Raw genomic sequence first — 16903 nt, 5'->3', positions numbered from 1 at the left:
TATGCGTGATTTATTAATTCAATCTTGCAACGCCTATTATGATTATCTAAATAATAATCATAAAGGGGTGCAGGATATTCAAATTGCCTCTCATTATATTCAAGATAATTTTATTACTATCAAATTACGACAAAAACGATTTTCGCTAGATTATATACAAATTGCCATAGATGATTATTCTTTTTTACTCGATCACGACGAAATTATCAATAAAACCTATGATGAAAATAATCAAATCTTAACACTACAATGCAAGCCTTCTTTGTTCACCTTGCTTTCCAATGCTCTTGAAAGCAAAAAACTTAAAATCTATACCGATCTCAAGTTTCTTATCACAAATCTAAGAGATTTTTTTCAAAAATACAATATCTCCCTACCAACAAAAACTCCACAACACACTACTAGACTAACACTCCACACAAATGAATCACAAAAACAAGCAATTTATGGTGCTTTAAATAATACTTTAAGCTATATATGGGGACCGCCAGGGACAGGCAAAACTCAATTTGTTCTTTTTGAAATCCTTATGCACTTCATTGAAACTAATAAAAAAGTTTGTGTAATCGCACCAACAAATAATGCCTTAGAACAGATTCTCTCAACTATTATCACACAACTTGACAATCTAAAATTTAATCGCGATAAAACTATTCGTCTAGGTATACCCACAACAACTTTTTTTAACAAATTTTCTGATACCTGTGAATACACTCCACCACAACAAACAAATTTATTTAATTACTCTACTTATTCTACCCCTATTAAAAAACGCTATGAAAATGCAATAATTTTTGGAATGACTATCGATGGTTTTATTAGAAAGTATTCAGACTTAGAAATTAATTTTACTCATTTCTTTTTAGATGAAAGCGCCTTCACTCCACTAATTAAAGCACTTGCACTCTGTGTTGACAACACTCCTATTACATTGCTTGGTGACCACAAACAATTATCTCCTATATGTGAAATGCCAAATCAGGAAATGATTAATAAAAATAAAAGTGTAAAACTATGGAGTATTTCAGCTCTTTATCTTGAAGATTTTTTCGAGCCTACATTTCTAAATAACCTAGATAACATAAAACCAGACCCTTCATTTGATAAAATGCAGCTTTTTAAATTAAATATAACTTACAGATATGGGAAAAATCTGGCAAAAATCTTAGCAGAAAATATTTACACCACACTAGAAAGCACCCACAATCACACAGAAATCTTTTATGCAAATGCCACTCCCTCAACTTCCCATACCAATGAACTTTTTTCTTCAAGTGAAGCTGAAATTGCAAGAAAAATTTATCAAGAATTAAAACATGAAGATATTGCTATTCTCACCCCTTTTAACAAACAAAAAGAATATATCCAAAAACTTATCCACTCCCCCAATGTTATGACTATTCATTCATCACAGGGTAGAGAATTTGACACCATAATTCTCTCACCTGTCACGTTACATCACTATTGTACCAATAGTCAAAATAAAACAGCGTTATATACTCTAAATGTAGCCATCACGAGACTAAAAAAGCGTCTAATTATTGTTTGTGATTATAACTTTTGGATCAAACAGAAAAATCAACTTTTATGCAAACTCTTAGAACAGGCAAAACCCTACGAATTTAAGCAAAAATAAAGCACTTTTACAATACAATTTAGCTCCATTTTAAATTCACACACGCTAATTCTTCATTACGGTGTAGCAATGCTATTAATGAGCGTGGAGGAAAAAACCAAAATTTAATTTAGAAGGAGCATAAAATGGTAACAATGAAAGATTTATTGGAATGTGGTGTGCATTTCGGCCATCAAACAAGACGCTGGAATCCAAAAATGAAAAGATTTATTTTTGGTGTAAGAAAAAACATTCACATTATTGATTTGCAAAAAACCCTAAGATATTTCAGATACACTTACAATATTGTAAGAGATGCGGCTGCTGAAGGCAAAACCATTATGTTTGTTGGAACAAAAAAACAAGCAAGTGAAACGCTAAAAGAATATGCTGAAAAAATCCAAATCCCTTATGTAAATTACAGATGGCTTGGTGGTATGCTAACAAACTTCAATACAATCAAAAAATCTATCAGAAAACTCGAAATTATTGAAGAAATGGAAGCAAGCGGACAAATTGACATGCTTACAAAAAAAGAAAAATTGATGATTCTTAGAAAAAAAGAAAAATTAAACAAATATCTTGGTGGTGTAAGACACATGAAAAAAGCACCTGATATGATTTTTGTTATCGATGTTGTAAAAGAAAAAATTGCTGTTGCTGAGGCAAGAAGACTTGGTATCCCTGTTGTAGCACCACTTGATACAAACTGCGATCCCGATGTTGTAGACTATCCAATCCCTGGCAACGATGATGCTATTCGTTCAATTCAACTTTTCTGCAAAGAAATGAGCGAAGCAATTATTGAAGGTCGTGCAATGGCGGGAAATGATGGAGAAGTAACACAAGAAGCAGAACCAGCTACTCAAGACGAAAAACAAGAGCTTATGGAAGAGGTAACTGCTGAACTTGAAAAAGAAATGACAAAAGGAGAATAAATGGCTGAAATCAGTGCACAACTTGTAAAGCAACTTAGAGAAATGACAGATGCAGGAATGATGGACTGCAAAAAAGCGCTTGTTGAAACAAATGGTGATCTTGAAAAGGCTATGGAATTCTTACGAGAAAAAGGATTAAGTAAAGCAGCAAAAAAAGCAGATAGAATTGCGGCTGAGGGTGTTATCTCTGTCAAAGTAAGTCAAGATTTAAAAAATGCCGTAATGCTTGAAATTAATAGCGAGACTGATTTTGTTGCAAAAAATGATGCTTTCAAAGCACTTATAGAAAAAACTACACAAAATACAGAATCTCAAAATATCACTTCTGTAGAAAAACTACAAGATGCAATAATTGATGGTGAGAAATTTAGCGATTATCTCAATAGTCAAATTGCAAAAATTGGTGAAAATATAGTTGTAAGAAGACTAGTAAATATTAAAGCAGATAATAATGGAATTGTCACGGGCTATGTACATTCCAACGCTAGAGTAGGTGTTTTACTTTCTGTAAAATGTTCATCGCAAACAAATGCACAAAAAATTTCTGATCTTATTCGCAATATCTGCATGCACGCCGCAGCAATGAAGCCACAAGTACTAAACTACAATTCTTTTGAAAAGGATTTTATTGAAAAAGAAAAAGTTGCCCTAAAAGCTGAACTAGAAAAGGAAAATGAAGAACTCAAACGCCTTGGTAAACCCTTAAAAGTAATTCCAGAGTTTATTAGCAGATGTGAACTTACACAAGAAGTATTGCAAGCACAAGAAGCAAAACTTAAAGAGGAACTAAAAAAGCAAGGTAAGCCTGAGGCAATTTGGGATAAAATTATTCCTGGTCAAATGGATAGATTTATTGCAGATAATACACTAATTGACCAAAGATTAACTCTTATGGGTCAATTCTTTGTAATGGATGATAAAAAAACAATTGCACAGGTTATCGAAGATAAATCAAAAGAAATTAACGATAAAATTGAAATTCTAGAATATATTCGTTTTGAACTTGGCGAGGGAATTGAGAAAAAAGTAGAGGATTTTGCCTCTGAAGTTGCAGCACAAATACAATAAATAGTGTGTGGAATTTACTCCACACACCTCTCCTACCCTTATACTATGTCTTACTTTTACCTATAGAGTATTAGTAATTCCAAATTTAAAAACTAATCATTAATTTTTACTTTACAAAATTCATACAAAAAGATAAAATTTTAAAAATTTTTGGATTATATAAAATGACTTTAGAAGAACAAATTTTACAAATTGTTAAACAAGAAGTAAAACCTGCTATAGGATGCACTGAACCCATATCCACTGCGTTAGCTTGTGCAATTATCAAGGAATATTTACAAGAAGACCTCAAAAAACTTACCCTATTTCCTTCAGGGAATCTTTTGAAAAATACAATGGCTGTTACAATCCCCAACACCTCTTCCTCTGGTATTGAAATGGCAGCAGCCATGGGTTATGTTTGCGGTGATAGCAAATTAGGACTTGAAGTATTAAAATATGCTACCCCACAAGACGAACAAGCTGCAAAAAATCTATTATCAAAAGTCGCTGTCTACCTCAAGAAAAATGTCCCCAACCTCTACATAGAAGCTATAGGAGAATCGGAAAATAACATAGTAAAAGTGATTATAGAACATGAACATACCTTTATTAAACTGATTGAAAAAAATCAAAAAATCTTACTACATAATACATACACTCAACAAAATTACTCACAACAAGAAATTTTTAAAACTCTAAATCTTGAAGATATTTATAATCTTGCTTGTTCAATAGATGAAGAAAAAATTGCCTTTATTGCAGATTCTGCAGTGTTAAATACTGCACTTTCCCAAGAAGGTCTCTCTAAAGACTATGGATTAAAAATTGGACGCACCTTTCAAAAACATATCCAATCCCAACTAGTCCCCAATGATCTTATGACGCAAATCCTTATTCAAACAACAGCTGCATCTGATGCTAGAATGGGAGGTGCACCGCTCCCTGCTATGACAAATTCCGGATCTGGCAATCAAGGAATCACTGCCACCATACCTGTTGTTGTCGTGGCAAAACATTTGCAAAAAGAAAAGGATTTAAATCGTGCCTTATTTCTCTCTCATCTCACAGCTATCTATATTCACTCCAAACTCCCAAAACTCTCTGCATTATGCGCTGTAACCACCGCAGGTATCGGTAGCTATGCAGGAATCGCATGGCTTTTTACTAAAGAGTTCAAAACTGTCTCCAAAGGCATTTGTAATATGATTGGAGATATTAGTGGAATCTTATGTGATGGTGCAGGAAGTGGCTGCTCCATGAAAGTCTCTACAACAACACAAGCAGCATTCAAGGCTCTTTTGCTTGCTTTAGAAGATTCTACTATTAATGGCAAAGAAGGTATTGTAGCAAATAAGGTGGATGAAAGTATCCAAAATCTTTGCGATATTGCTTCAAAAAGCATGTTAAATGTAGATTCTCAAATTCTTGAGATTATGATGTCAAAAAATCTTCATTAGTTTTTAGATTTATTTTTCCATAATCTTTTTTATAATTATTTCCGCACCATTTTTTTGAATGCTATTTTGCAATCCTCTGCTTATGTTTTCTAAATCCGCCTCCATCTCATCTAGCAAACCAAAAACTTTTTTTTGTGTTAAATTGTGTTGTTCAACAATAAAACCTAGTTTTTTATTTTCAAAAAACAATGCATTATAATATTGATGATTCCCCGCTGCATAAGGATAAGGTACATAAATACAAGGCAAACCATTTGCTGCAAGTTCCCACACACTACTTGCGCCCGCTCTACAAATACACAAATCAGCTGCACTAATTTTTGTGATAATATTACTACTAAAATCAAATAAATCAATCTTACCAAAAAGCTCCATTCTAATATATTCTTGTTTCATTCTCTCAAAATCTCTACTTCCACACTGGTGAATGATTTTATAACCTCTCAAAATTAAATCTTGTGCCACATTAAGTGCAAATTCATTAATAGCAACCGCCCCTTGACTTCCCCCTAAAAACAAAATTGTTCGTACTTTTTTTCGCACTCGAGATTCTAGAAAAAATTCTTGTCTCACAGGATAAGGAGTTTTTAAAAATTGTTTGCTCTTATCCTCAAAACTACCAAAAATATTTTTTGCAAATGGAGTAAGCATTTGGTTTAATTTACCCTTAATGGCATTTTGTTCATGAATAAAAAATCTTTTGCCTGATAAAATTGCAGCAATACTTGCAGGACCAGCACTAAAACCTCCCACACTAATTACTGTATGTATTTTATGTGTTTTAAAAATTGCCCTAACTTTCAAAATAGCACGAATTTGCAAAACAATTGCTTTAATAAAAAATGCACCTTTTTTATCTACCACTCCCGTTGTATTTAAAAAATACACAGAATCAAATAAGTCATTTTTTTCAAACCATACACGATCCTGACCTTGTAAAGACCCAATATATATCACTGGTTGTTTTTGTTTCTTTAGAACTGTTGCTAAAACTTTAGCAATAGCCAAATGCCCTCCTGTCCCTCCTCCTGTGATCACATACATACCTCATAAACCTCCATAAATACGATATAAAAGCAATAATATTTTACCACAAATATTTATCTGTACAACAATCTCAAATTCCCAAAATTCTATAACTACACCATAAAAATTCAAATTTTTTTATAAAAAAATTTGCTATATTTTTTTATAATACTCATAAAATAATCCCAAGAAAAAAGTTAAGGAGCAAAAATTAAGATGAGTTGTGTTTTACAAATTGGGGCTGGTGGAGTTGGCGGTGTTGTCGCACACAAACTTGCACAAAATAGAAATACTTTTAGTCAAATTGTTCTTGCGTCAAGAAATATTACAAAATGTTTTAATATTGCAAAAAGCATTAAAGAAAAGGGTTTAGGAGAAATAATTTGTGAAAGTGTTGATGCTGATAACATAGAAGAATTAGTCACACTTATTGAAAAGTATAAACCAAAAATTGTGATTAATGTAGCTCTTCCTTATCAAGACCTTACTATTATGGAAGCTTGCTTAAGAACCAAAACACATTATCTTGATACAGCAAATTACGAACATCCTGATACTGCAAAATTTGAATACAAAGAACAATGGGCATATAACGACCGCTTTAAACAAGCAGGAATTTTTGGTTTACTGGGTAGCGGATTTGATCCCGGTGTAACAAATATTTTCTGTGCCTATGCGCAAAAACATCTTTTTGATGAAATACGCACAATTGATATTTTAGATTGCAATGCTGGAGATCATGGCTATGCTTTTGCAACAAATTTCAACCCCGAAATCAACCTCAGAGAAGTAAGTGCCAATGGAAGATACTGGGAAAATGGAAAATGGGTTGAAACAGGACCCCTCGAAATCAAACAGGTATGGGCATATCCAGAGATTGGAGAAAAAGATTCTTATCTCATCTATCATGAAGAATTAGAATCTTTAATCAAAAATATCAAAGGCTTACAGCGTATTAGATTTTTTATGACTTTTTCACAAAATTACATTACCCATATGCGATGCCTTGAAAATGTTGGAATGTTAGGAATTAAAGAAGTAGAACACAATGGGCAAAAAATTATTCCTATACAATTCCTTAAAACATTGCTTCCCGATCCCGCATCTTTAGCAGGACGCACTAAGGGAAAAACCAATATTGGTTGTTACATTACCGGTTCCAAGGGTGGTCAAGACAAAACAGCGTATATTTATAACGTGTGTGATCATGAAGAATCTTATAAAGAAGTAAATGCCCAAGCAATTAGCTATACTACAGGTGTTCCTGCCATGATTGGTGCAAAATTAATTTGCGATGGAATCTGGGGCGATGTTGCTGGGGTTTGGAATATGGAACAACTCAATCCCGATCCTTTCATGGAAGAATTAAACAAACAAGGATTACCTTGGAATATTATTGAAAAAATTAATACATAAGAAATTTTAAGCCTTTTTTGTTTCCAAAAAGGCTAAAGACTTCCAAAAAACTTAAAATAAAATACTAAATAATATTAGAAAATATTTTAAAAAAACTCAGTGACTAGACTATATTTTATAAGCAAATATCAAATAAATTTCAAAATCAATGGGTCATATAGAAAAAATCAAAGGGATTTAAAAAATCCCTTATCAAAGTAATTAAAAAAATTAATTACTAGGAAAATAATTTAAATTTAAAAATTATTTTCCAAGATATACTTGTCTTGGTCGTGTAATTCTAGCATGAGGATTTTTGTTATGCTCAATAAGTTGTGCACACCATCCAGGCATTCTCCCCATAACAAAAATTGGTGTAAATAATTCCACTGGGATTTTTAAAGCAGTCAAAATAATGCCAGAATAAAAATCTACATTTGGGTATAACCCTCTTTCTTTAAAATAATCATCTTTCAATGCTACTTCTTCTACTTTTTGTGCAATTTCACTAAGATGGGCATCCATCTTGATTCCTTTTTTATCCAATTCATCTTTGATTTTTTTCAAAGTTTTTGCCCTTGGATCATAGCTTTTATACACACGATGACCAAACCCCATAAGTCTAAAAGGATCATTTTTATCCTTAGCTTTTTCAATAAATTTATCCACATTTTTAACATCGCCAATTTCGCTCAGCTGTCGTAATACCTTTTCATTTGCGCCACCATGTGCAGGACCCCATAAAGCAGAAATCCCTGAAGAAATTGCAGCATAGGGATGCACCCCTGTAGAGGCGACATTTCGCACAGTAGTCGTAGAAGCATTTTGCCCATGATCTGCGTGTAATGTCAAAATCTTATCAAGTGCCTCAACCTCAAGTGTGCTAATTTCTTGCTCACCATCCCTACTATATTTCATCCTTCCATGTGGATATCCACGCAACATATAAAGAAAATTTTCCACATAGCTTTTGCTAACATCTGGCTCTATAAATGGTGCTCCAACGGAATTTCGATAGCAATATGCAACCATCGTTGGAATCTTTGCAATGATTCTACGTGCCATCGTCTGATAACCTTCTTCATTTACAATTTCTTTATGATCTACATAAAGTGTTGCCAGTACAGAAACTAATGCCGAAAGAGTTGCCATAGGATGTGCTCTATCTGGAAAAACATCAAACATTCTTTTTAATTTTTCATGCAAAAAACTACGATGACGTAACTCTAAATCAAACTCCAAAGAATCTGTATTATTTTGAGGTAAAGAATCGCTAATTAAAAATTTACACACATCAGTAAATTTATACTTATCCACCAATTCTTGTATTGCTACACCCTTATAAAGCAATTCGCCTTTCTTGCCGTCAATAAAACTAATTGTCGATTTACATCCCGCAGTAGAGCTATATCCTGGATCATAAGAAAAAATTCCTGTTGTTTCAAAAAGTTTAGAAAAATCAACAGCCTTTGGACCTCTAGTGCAATCAATAAGATCAAAATCAAACTTATCCCCTGTTTCATTATTAATCAATGTAATAGAACCCATTATTGCTCCTTTGTTTGTGCGATTAAAATAAATCAAAGATTACTTTAATTTTGAAACATTTATACAAGTTTTTTATTAATTTTTAGTAAATTTAAAAACTAAAACCTATTAAGTTTTCCAAAAAACTAGAATAAAATCTCTCATGGAAATTCTAAATATATAAAAAAAAGCTGTTATAATTAACAAAATTTAACTTTAAAAATAGAGGGTTTTTATGTCTTTTTGTCTTTTATTTGGTGGTCTAAGTTGGGAACATGAAATTAGCATTGTAAGTGCTATTACAATCAAAAATACATTAAAACAAGAGATCAAACATTTTATCTTTGTCGATGATAATCATCAATTTTATGAAGTGCTTGAACAGGAAATGCAAGCTGATTTTTTTGCCAACAAAAAATACAAGAATAAAAAGCCCTTGCAACTCGATTTTAAGGGTTTTTACATCCCTACTTTCTTTACAAAAAAATATCTAACATTTGATACACTCATTAATCTTGTTCACGGTGGAGATGGGGAAGATGGAGTATTAGCCAGTCTTTTAGATTTTTATAATATTCCTTTTATTGGTCCAAGGATTGAAGCAAGCGTGCTTAGCTATAATAAATATTATACAAAACTTTTTGCACAAGCAAAAAATGTCAAAACACTACCTTTTGAAATTCTTACTCAAAAAGATTCTAGAAAAACCTCCTTTAATTTTCCTGTAATTATCAAACCTGCAAAATTAGGTAGTTCTATTGGAATTGGAATTGCCACAGATTCTAAAAGCTTTGATTTTACACTAGATCAAGCCTTTGAATATGACGATACAGTGCTAATTGAACCTTTTTATAAGGGTATAAAAGAGTATAATCTAGCAGGATGTAAGATAAAAGATTCTTTTTGTTTATCCATTATTGAAGAACCAAAAAAAGAAGATCTTTTAAATTTTGAAGACAAATATCTAGATTTTTCAAGAGACAAGAAAACAACTCAAGCTTTCATTACACCACAACTAGAACAAGAAATGCAAGAGAATTTTAAATACATTTATGAAAATTGTTTTGAAGGAGCTTTAATTCGATGTGATTTTTTTGTCCACAATGACACACTCTATCTCAACGAAATCAACCCTATCCCTGGAAGCATGGCAAACTATCTTTTTGATGACTTTAAAACAATTCTCCAAAATTTAGCACAAAACCTCCCAGCAAAAAAACCTATTTGCATCGATTATCGCTATATAAAAAAGATTCAAAAAGCAAAATAATGGCAATTAGAAAAATTATCTATAAGCAAAATGATTTTACAATTGCTTATGACTTCATTAATCATCAAAAAGAAAAAAATATTGTTTTTTTGCATGGATGGGGAAGCAATAAAGAACTAATGTCTCTGGCATTTAGAGAAAGCTTCAAGGATTTTAACCACTATTATATTGATCTCCCAGGGTTTGGTAGGAGCCCTAATAATCAAGTACTGATCACCAAAGATTATGCAAATATCATGCGATTGTTTTTTACAGATCTCAAACTTACACCCGATTTAATCATAGGACATAGCTTTGGTGGAAAAATAGCTGCTTTATTAGATTCTGAAATTTTATTACTTAGTTCAGCAGGAATCTTGGAAAAAAAATCGCTAATCACAAAAATAAAAATCTATTGTGCAAAAATCTTTAAATTCCTCCATATAAACTCCTCTTTTTTACGCAGCAAGGATGCGAATAACCTAAATATCGAAATGTATGAAACCTTTAAAAATGTAGTTGATGAAGATTTTGAAAAAATATTTTCATCTTTTAAATATAAAGCGACAATTTTTTGGGGCAAGAGTGATAAAGCCACGAGCTTAGAATCTGGAAAAAAAATCTCAAGTCTTATTAAAAATAGTCGATTCTATCCACTAGATGGTGATCATTTTTTCTTCCTCAAGCAAGGAAAAATTATTGATGATCTCTACAAAAAAGGATTATAATGACTTTGCATATCATTATTTCTGGGATTGTTCAAAAAGTTGGATACAGAAAATTTGCTAAAAAAAAAGCTGATGAATTAGGCATCACTGGTAGCGTAAAAAATCTCAAGGACTTTAATGTAGAAATTTTTGCTAATGGTGATGCAGAATTTTTAGAAGCCTTTATCTCTTTACTAAAAATAGGGCCTGAGCGTGCAAGGGTTGATCAAGTACATACCCAAGCGATTCCACAAAAGCAATTTCATGATTTTACAATTTTAAAGGATTAGGGTGAATTGGTTAGTAGCTTTTTATTATTTTTCTAATTGGATTTTTATTTTTGCCTTGGCATATTACATTCTTACAAATTTACAATGGTATAACTATAGCTTTTATCGAGTAATTACAAAACATCATAAATACACTTGGCATATTTTTTATTTTATTATACCCCTCATATTTTTTCTCTGTGTTTCATATTTTAACTCGCCTACAATTTTGTTTGTTGGGCTATATATTTTTTACCTCCCATTACTTATTAATTGGGCTATGGATCTAGACAAAAAACTTATTTTTACCAATAGAATAAAAACTTTTTTTGCAATTTTATGTATATTTCTCACATTGCAACAACTTATTTCAATTTTTGTAATCCAAAATAACAATAATATCTTTTTTCTTTTTTCTTTATTTTTTAGTTTCATATGTTCTTTTTATTTTGAAAAAATCCTTTTTAACCGTTATAAAAAACTTGCACAGAACAAACTTAATACAATTAAAAATCTAAAAATAATTGCCATAACAGCAAGTTATGGCAAAACAAGTATCAAAAATTTCCTCTCTGAGATGCTAAAAACAAAATATAAAATCTATGCCACCCCAAGAAGCGTAAATACTATAAAAGGTATTGTGAGCGATATTAACAATAATCTTGATTTGCAAACAGAAATCTATATTGCTGAAGCAGGTGCAAGACAAAGAGGAGATATTGCAGAAATCTCTCATTTATTACAGCAGCAATATACAATTATTGGAGAAATTGGCGAGCAACATTTAGAATACTTTAAAAATATCGAAAACATCACACAAACAAAATTCGAGCTTTTAGAAAGTAAAAATATAAAAAAATCTTTTATTTTTCAAAAAAATACCCTACCTGCCAACCTCTCAAAAGAGCAAAAAGATTTGATAACTCTCTATCCTAATAAAATTACAAATATCGCTGCAACACTAGATGGCACTTCCTTTGATTTGGAAATTGATGGTGTATTTCACGCTTTTAAAACAAATATTTTAGGGCGTTTTAATGTAGATAATTTAAGCGTGGCTATTTTACTTGCACATCACCTTGGGATTCCAATTCCTGTTCTACAACAAACACTACAACACCTACAACCCGTTGCACATCGCTTAGAAAAAAATATTGCAAATGGTAAGATTATTCTTGATGATAGTTTTAATGGTAATCTCAAAGGAATGCTAGAATCCATCCGTTTAGCAAGCCTTTATGATGGCAGAAAAGTTATTATCACCCCAGGAATTGTAGAGAGCACAGATCAAGCAAATATTGAACTTGCAAAAGCTATTGATGCAAATTTTGATATGGCAATTATCACAGGAGAGTTAAATTCTCAAATCCTCTCTCAATATATCAGAAAACCCAAAAAAGTCATCCTAAAAGACAAAACACAATTAACAAATTTTTTAAAAGTTCTCACATATAAAGGGGATTTGATTTTATTTGCTAATGATGCACCAAATTTTATCTAAGGATTTTAATGGAGAATATCTACGCACCGTGGCGTTCTCAATATTTTGAGCGCAGTGAGGAAAGTTGTGTATTTTGTAAAATTTCACAAAATCCACAAGATGATGAAAAAAATGCTGTTTTTTATCGAGACTCTCTTTGTTATGGCGTAATGAATCGCTTCCCCTACACCCCTGCACACTTGCTATTTATTCCTCATATCCATAAAGATAGTCCAGAAAAATTTTCCGAAGAAACATGGCTTCATTTGCATAAAGTAATCCACAAAGCCACCCCAATGCTTTATGAATATGGAGCACATGGAATCAACTTTGGTATCAATATAAAAAAAGCAGGTGGTGCTGGAATTCCCGAACATTTACATTTACATTTATTACCACGATATAATGGAGATACAAATTTTATTACCAGCATTATGGATTCTAGAGTTTATGGGGTTGATTTTTTTAAAACTTATCAAAAAATCAAACTTTTAGCACAAAAATATTTATACAAGGAGATATAAATGAAGAAGTTACATATCCTTATATTATTTTTCTTTTCAACTTTCATTTTTGCCAATCAATATGATTATTTACTTTTTAGCAATAATGTTCAAGAAGTCAAAAGAGGCTTACAAAGAGGTGCAAATGTAAATACAATGCTAAGAGGAAATACACCCCTTTATGATGCTGCCAGAAGAAATAATATGCAAGCAGTGTATCTATTGATTAATTATCGTGCAAATGTAAATACGATTTGTCATGGTGAAACCGCACTCCATAAAGTTGTACAATATGGCAATTTGCGTATTGCGGATGCATTATTAAGAGCTGGTGCAAAAGTCAATGCTAGAGATCAAATTAGAGGCAACACAGCATTACATTATGCCGTTGCAAAAAACGATATTAATATGATACGCCTACTAGTAAAAGAAGGTGCAGATTTAAATGTCCCTAACAACATAGGTGACACACCTGCAAAATACATTCTCTCAAAAATTCAAATTCCCTCTGTAAAAGTAGACAATAAACACCTTGTAATTGCTAGCACTGCTTTTAGCGTCAGTAACGGCGCTGTAGGTGTAAGTGCTAGTAACCTTACAGAATCCTTTATTACCATAACTAGCGTTGCGCTTTATATCAATGGTAACCTTATTACCGAATCAAGTGTCAATAAAACAATTGCGCCACGTTCAAGTCAAGGTCTTGTAAGCCTTACGATCCCCAGAGAAACTTATCAAAACATTCGACTTTCAAGAAACGGAAATGCGAGCATACAATATGGATTTGCCATAGAATACCTCATCGACAATTCCAGAAAAACTCTTTATAAAGTTACAAAAAACAATACTAGAGCTTGGTGAATCCCTGCTCTACTTTTGCCAAAACCATCCCTTTTTCATTTACCAATTCAATACTTTCACCTTTTTGCAACATCTCCAAATCAGCGATTTTTCCTTGTAATAAAATTTGAGCATAGCCTTTTTTAACACCTTCTATTCTTGCAGCCAACTCCCCTCCCACTCTCTCTAATTCATACTTTTTACGTGCTAAAAAATTTTGCATAACCAAATCAATTTGCTCCATCAAAATAGAAATATTTTTTTGTGCAATACAAGATCTTATCTTAGAATCCAATCCTTCAAACAATTGAACAAGTATTTCAAAATTATATTTAAACTTTTTTTCAATATTATAATTTTCAAAAAAATATCCATACTCTCTTAATTTTTCCCCCAAATTCTTAAAATGCCTCGGCAATTTAGCATGCAACTCCTCACCCAATTCATCAAGTCTCAAAAGCCAACTCACTTTATCTGGCAAAACCATTTCTATAGCTGCAGAAGGAGTAGGTGCCCTCAAGTCAGCCACAAAATCACTAATTACATAATCAACTTCATGACCAACAGCAGAGACTATAGGGGTTTTTGCTTCAAAAATAGCTCTAGCAACAACCTCTTCATTAAATGCCCACAAATCCTCCAAACTTCCACCACCACGACCTACAATAATCACATCAAAAGCATCTTGACCTCCATAATAACTATCTGCCCTTTGAATCTGACTAACAATACTATCTTTTGCTCCCTCTCCTTGCACCAAGGTATCAAAATGCACAATTTTTACCAATCCCCATCTTTTTCTTGCAACAAAAAGCATATCTTGTAGTGCAGCACCCGTGCCAGAAGTAATTAAAGCAATTTTTTTAGGAAATAACGGGAGAGACTTTTTATAAGAAGAATCAAAATACCCTAAAGTATAAAATTTATTTTTTAGTTGCTCAAAAGCTAAATGCAACGCTCCTTGCCCTACAGGCTCAATTGTCTTGCAAATAATTTGATATTCTCCACGCGGAACATACACACTAATACTACCTCGTACAACAATTTTTTGTGAGTTTTGAATATCAAATTTTACCTTAAGCGCATTCCCCTTAAAAAGTACACACCTAATTGCTGAAGTCTCATCTTTAATACTAAAATAGAAGTGTCCACTATTATGCTTTGTAAGATTACTAACCTCACCCTCCACACAAACCTCAATAAAAGTAGTCTCTATTAATGATTGTATTTGAGTATTTAATTCTTTGACACTAAGAGGTTTAAGCACCAAAAATCCTTCTTAAATCATTAAATACGCCAAGTAGCATTAAACTAAATAAAATCACCCATCCCAATAAAGTTAAATATCTAGCCCCTTGCTCATGTATCATCCTACCAGTCAATATTTCATAAAGATTAAAAAGAATCTGTCCTCCATCAAGCGCGGGAATGGGTAATAAATTCAAAATTCCTAGATTAACTGAAATTAGTGCTACCCATAAAAATAAAATTGTCAAATCTTTTTGTGCAAAATTTGCAATGCTATCTACAATCATAATTGGTCCACCAATCTCTTTCAAAGACACAACACCAATCAACATTTTTTGAATACCCATCAAAATCATTTTAGAAGATTTATAAAACTCCATAAAAGCATAATAAATAGAATCCAAAAGACCTTGATAAATTATCCCTACATCTCCCCTAGCAACGATACCTATCACATATATATCCACCATCTCACCAAACACATTCTCTCTTTTTTGTATTTGCGCAGGAATGCTAAAGCTTAGTTTTTTTCCTTGACGCATTATCTCCATATCCACCCGTGCTTCGCTGCTAATTAATGCATGTACTTCATTCCAGCTACGAATCTTTTTTTGATTAATATTTATAATCTGATCCCCCTCTTTTAATCCAGCCACAAAAGCAGGCATATCTTTTTTTACCTCACCAACAATTGGTAAAACCCCCTCTATACCTCCATATAATGCAATACTTAAATAAATTGCAAAAGCTAAAATAAAATTAAACAATGGTCCAGCAAATAAAATCACAATTTTTATAAGAGGTTTTTTAGTGCTATAGCTATCTTTTGCTTCATCTTTTTCTAGTGGATTCAAATCGCCCTGCCCCTTAAGTTTTACATATCCTCCAAGAGGAATTAAAGATAAGGCATAATCAGTCCCTCTATAAGTTTTACAAATAATTTTCTTTCCAAATCCAATACTAAAAGTTTCCACTCTAACACCACAAATTCTTGCCGCAATATAATGACCAAGTTCGTGAAAAAACACTAAAAATGAGAGAATTAAAAATGCGAGAATAATAAACATTACTTTATATTTTTATAATAGCGTATTGCATAATCCAAACCTGAATAAAGAGTAATCAAAGTAGCACCCCAAAGAATAACATTCTGCCCATACCAATCTAACAATAAAAAGCAAATTGCAATAATTTGTAGAATGGTTTTGATTTTTCCTAAAATACCAGCACTCACACTTTGATTATTACTTGCCACAACAACGCGCAAACCTGTAATAAAAAATTCTCGACTAAATATCAAAAATACTGCCCAAGGGCTTGCTTTATGCACACAAAGTAGTCCAATAAATGCTGCAAGTATAAGCATTTTATCAGCCAAGGGATCAAAAACTGCCCCAAAAATTGAAGTTAAATTAAATTTTCTGGCTAAATACCCATCAAAAAAATCGGTAATAGATGCAAAAATAAACAACCAGAATGCTATAAAATTTGGATTACTAATTCCCAACTCCTCTCCATTAAGTAATACAAAAATTACTAAAACAGAGATAAGAATTCTGGATATTGTAAGAATATTGGGGATATTTTTCATTGCTTGCT

General features: G+C 32.2%; 16 protein-coding genes. 11 read left to right on the top strand and 5 right to left on the bottom strand.

Annotated elements, in window-relative coordinates:
- Position 1 precedes the first annotated feature (1 nt).
- From LW133_RS01140 to LW133_RS01125, 4 genes are all read left to right on the top strand, one after another.
- Positions 2–1636, top strand: coding sequence for an AAA domain-containing protein (locus LW133_RS01140; RefSeq protein ID WP_233075598.1), 1635 nt, complete (start codon positions 2–4; stop codon positions 1634–1636).
- 125 nt (positions 1637–1761) lie between these two features.
- Complete coding sequence (rpsB, locus tag LW133_RS01135) at positions 1762–2553, top strand: 30S ribosomal protein S2 (RefSeq protein WP_233075596.1); 792 nt, start codon at positions 1762–1764, stop codon at positions 2551–2553.
- Positions 2554–3621, top strand: a complete 1068-nt coding sequence (gene tsf, locus LW133_RS01130) for a translation elongation factor Ts (protein ID WP_233075593.1) — start codon at positions 2554–2556, stop codon at positions 3619–3621.
- Positions 3622–3785: 164 nt separating this feature from the next.
- Complete coding sequence (locus tag LW133_RS01125; protein WP_233075592.1) at positions 3786–5060, top strand: L-cysteine desulfidase family protein; 1275 nt, start codon at positions 3786–3788, stop codon at positions 5058–5060.
- A gap of 9 nt (positions 5061–5069) precedes the next feature.
- Here the strand turns inward: LW133_RS01125 and murG are convergent, their stop codons facing one another.
- The gene (gene murG / locus LW133_RS01120; protein WP_233075590.1) at positions 5070–6104 is read right to left on the bottom strand and encodes an undecaprenyldiphospho-muramoylpentapeptide beta-N-acetylglucosaminyltransferase; all 1035 of its coding nucleotides are present in this window, start codon (positions 6102–6104) and stop codon (positions 5070–5072) included.
- Positions 6105–6302: 198 nt separating this feature from the next.
- Between murG and LW133_RS01115 the strand changes: the two genes are divergently transcribed.
- Positions 6303–7502 (top strand): saccharopine dehydrogenase family protein, encoded by a 1200-nt coding sequence (locus LW133_RS01115; protein ID WP_233075580.1) that lies wholly within the window; start codon positions 6303–6305, stop codon positions 7500–7502.
- 243 nt (positions 7503–7745) lie between these two features.
- Here LW133_RS01115 and LW133_RS01110 read toward each other — a convergent pair whose 3' ends face one another.
- Positions 7746–9029, bottom strand: coding sequence for a citrate synthase (locus LW133_RS01110; RefSeq protein WP_233075579.1), 1284 nt, complete (start codon positions 9027–9029; stop codon positions 7746–7748).
- 214 nt (positions 9030–9243) lie between these two features.
- Here LW133_RS01110 and LW133_RS01105 point away from each other — a divergent pair, with 214 nt between their 5' ends.
- The 6 genes from LW133_RS01105 (at position 9244) to LW133_RS01080 (ending at position 14077) form a co-directional block, all read left to right on the top strand.
- Positions 9244–10278: a D-alanine--D-alanine ligase gene (locus LW133_RS01105; RefSeq protein ID WP_233075575.1), complete on the top strand. Its 1035-nt coding sequence runs from the start codon at positions 9244–9246 to the stop codon at positions 10276–10278.
- Positions 10278–10985: an alpha/beta fold hydrolase gene (locus LW133_RS01100; protein WP_233075574.1), complete on the top strand. Its 708-nt coding sequence runs from the start codon at positions 10278–10280 to the stop codon at positions 10983–10985. The genes LW133_RS01105 and LW133_RS01100 overlap by 1 nt, the downstream gene beginning before the upstream one ends.
- Positions 10985–11254, top strand: a complete 270-nt coding sequence (locus LW133_RS01095) for an acylphosphatase (RefSeq protein ID WP_233075573.1) — start codon at positions 10985–10987, stop codon at positions 11252–11254. Before LW133_RS01100 ends, LW133_RS01095 begins: the two co-directional genes overlap by 1 nt.
- Positions 11255–11513: 259 nt before the next feature.
- Positions 11514–12734: a UDP-N-acetylmuramoyl-tripeptide--D-alanyl-D-alanine ligase gene (locus LW133_RS01090; protein WP_332908883.1), complete on the top strand. Its 1221-nt coding sequence runs from the start codon at positions 11514–11516 to the stop codon at positions 12732–12734.
- 8 nt (positions 12735–12742) lie between these two features.
- Positions 12743–13237, top strand: a complete 495-nt coding sequence (locus LW133_RS01085; RefSeq protein ID WP_233075571.1) for an HIT family protein — start codon at positions 12743–12745, stop codon at positions 13235–13237.
- Complete coding sequence (locus tag LW133_RS01080; RefSeq protein WP_233075570.1) at positions 13238–14077, top strand: ankyrin repeat domain-containing protein; 840 nt, start codon at positions 13238–13240, stop codon at positions 14075–14077. It abuts the gene before it with no gap.
- Here the strand turns inward: LW133_RS01080 and xseA are convergent.
- The 3 genes from xseA to pgsA are packed head-to-tail and all read right to left on the bottom strand — an operon-like array spanning position 14064 to position 16895.
- Positions 14064–15323 (bottom strand): exodeoxyribonuclease VII large subunit, encoded by a 1260-nt coding sequence (gene xseA, locus LW133_RS01075; protein WP_233075569.1) that lies wholly within the window; start codon positions 15321–15323, stop codon positions 14064–14066. The genes LW133_RS01080 and xseA overlap by 14 nt on opposite strands.
- A complete protein-coding gene (rseP, locus tag LW133_RS01070) occupies positions 15316–16371 on the bottom strand; it encodes an RIP metalloprotease RseP (RefSeq protein ID WP_233075568.1) in 1056 nt (351 codons plus the stop codon). Before rseP ends, xseA begins: the two co-directional genes overlap by 8 nt.
- Positions 16371–16895 carry a CDP-diacylglycerol--glycerol-3-phosphate 3-phosphatidyltransferase gene (pgsA, locus tag LW133_RS01065; RefSeq protein ID WP_233075567.1) on the bottom strand — a complete coding sequence of 175 codons (525 nt, stop codon included), beginning with the start codon at positions 16893–16895 and terminating at the stop codon, positions 16371–16373. The genes rseP and pgsA overlap by 1 nt, the downstream gene beginning before the upstream one ends.
- Positions 16896–16903: the final 8 nt, after the last annotated feature.

The sequence above is a fragment of the Helicobacter anatolicus genome (assembly GCF_021300615.1).
Lineage (GTDB): Bacteria > Campylobacterota > Campylobacteria > Campylobacterales > Helicobacteraceae > Helicobacter_H > Helicobacter_H anatolicus.
Note: the sequence above shows the minus strand (reverse complement) of the source record. Positions and strands in the feature narration are given on the sequence as shown.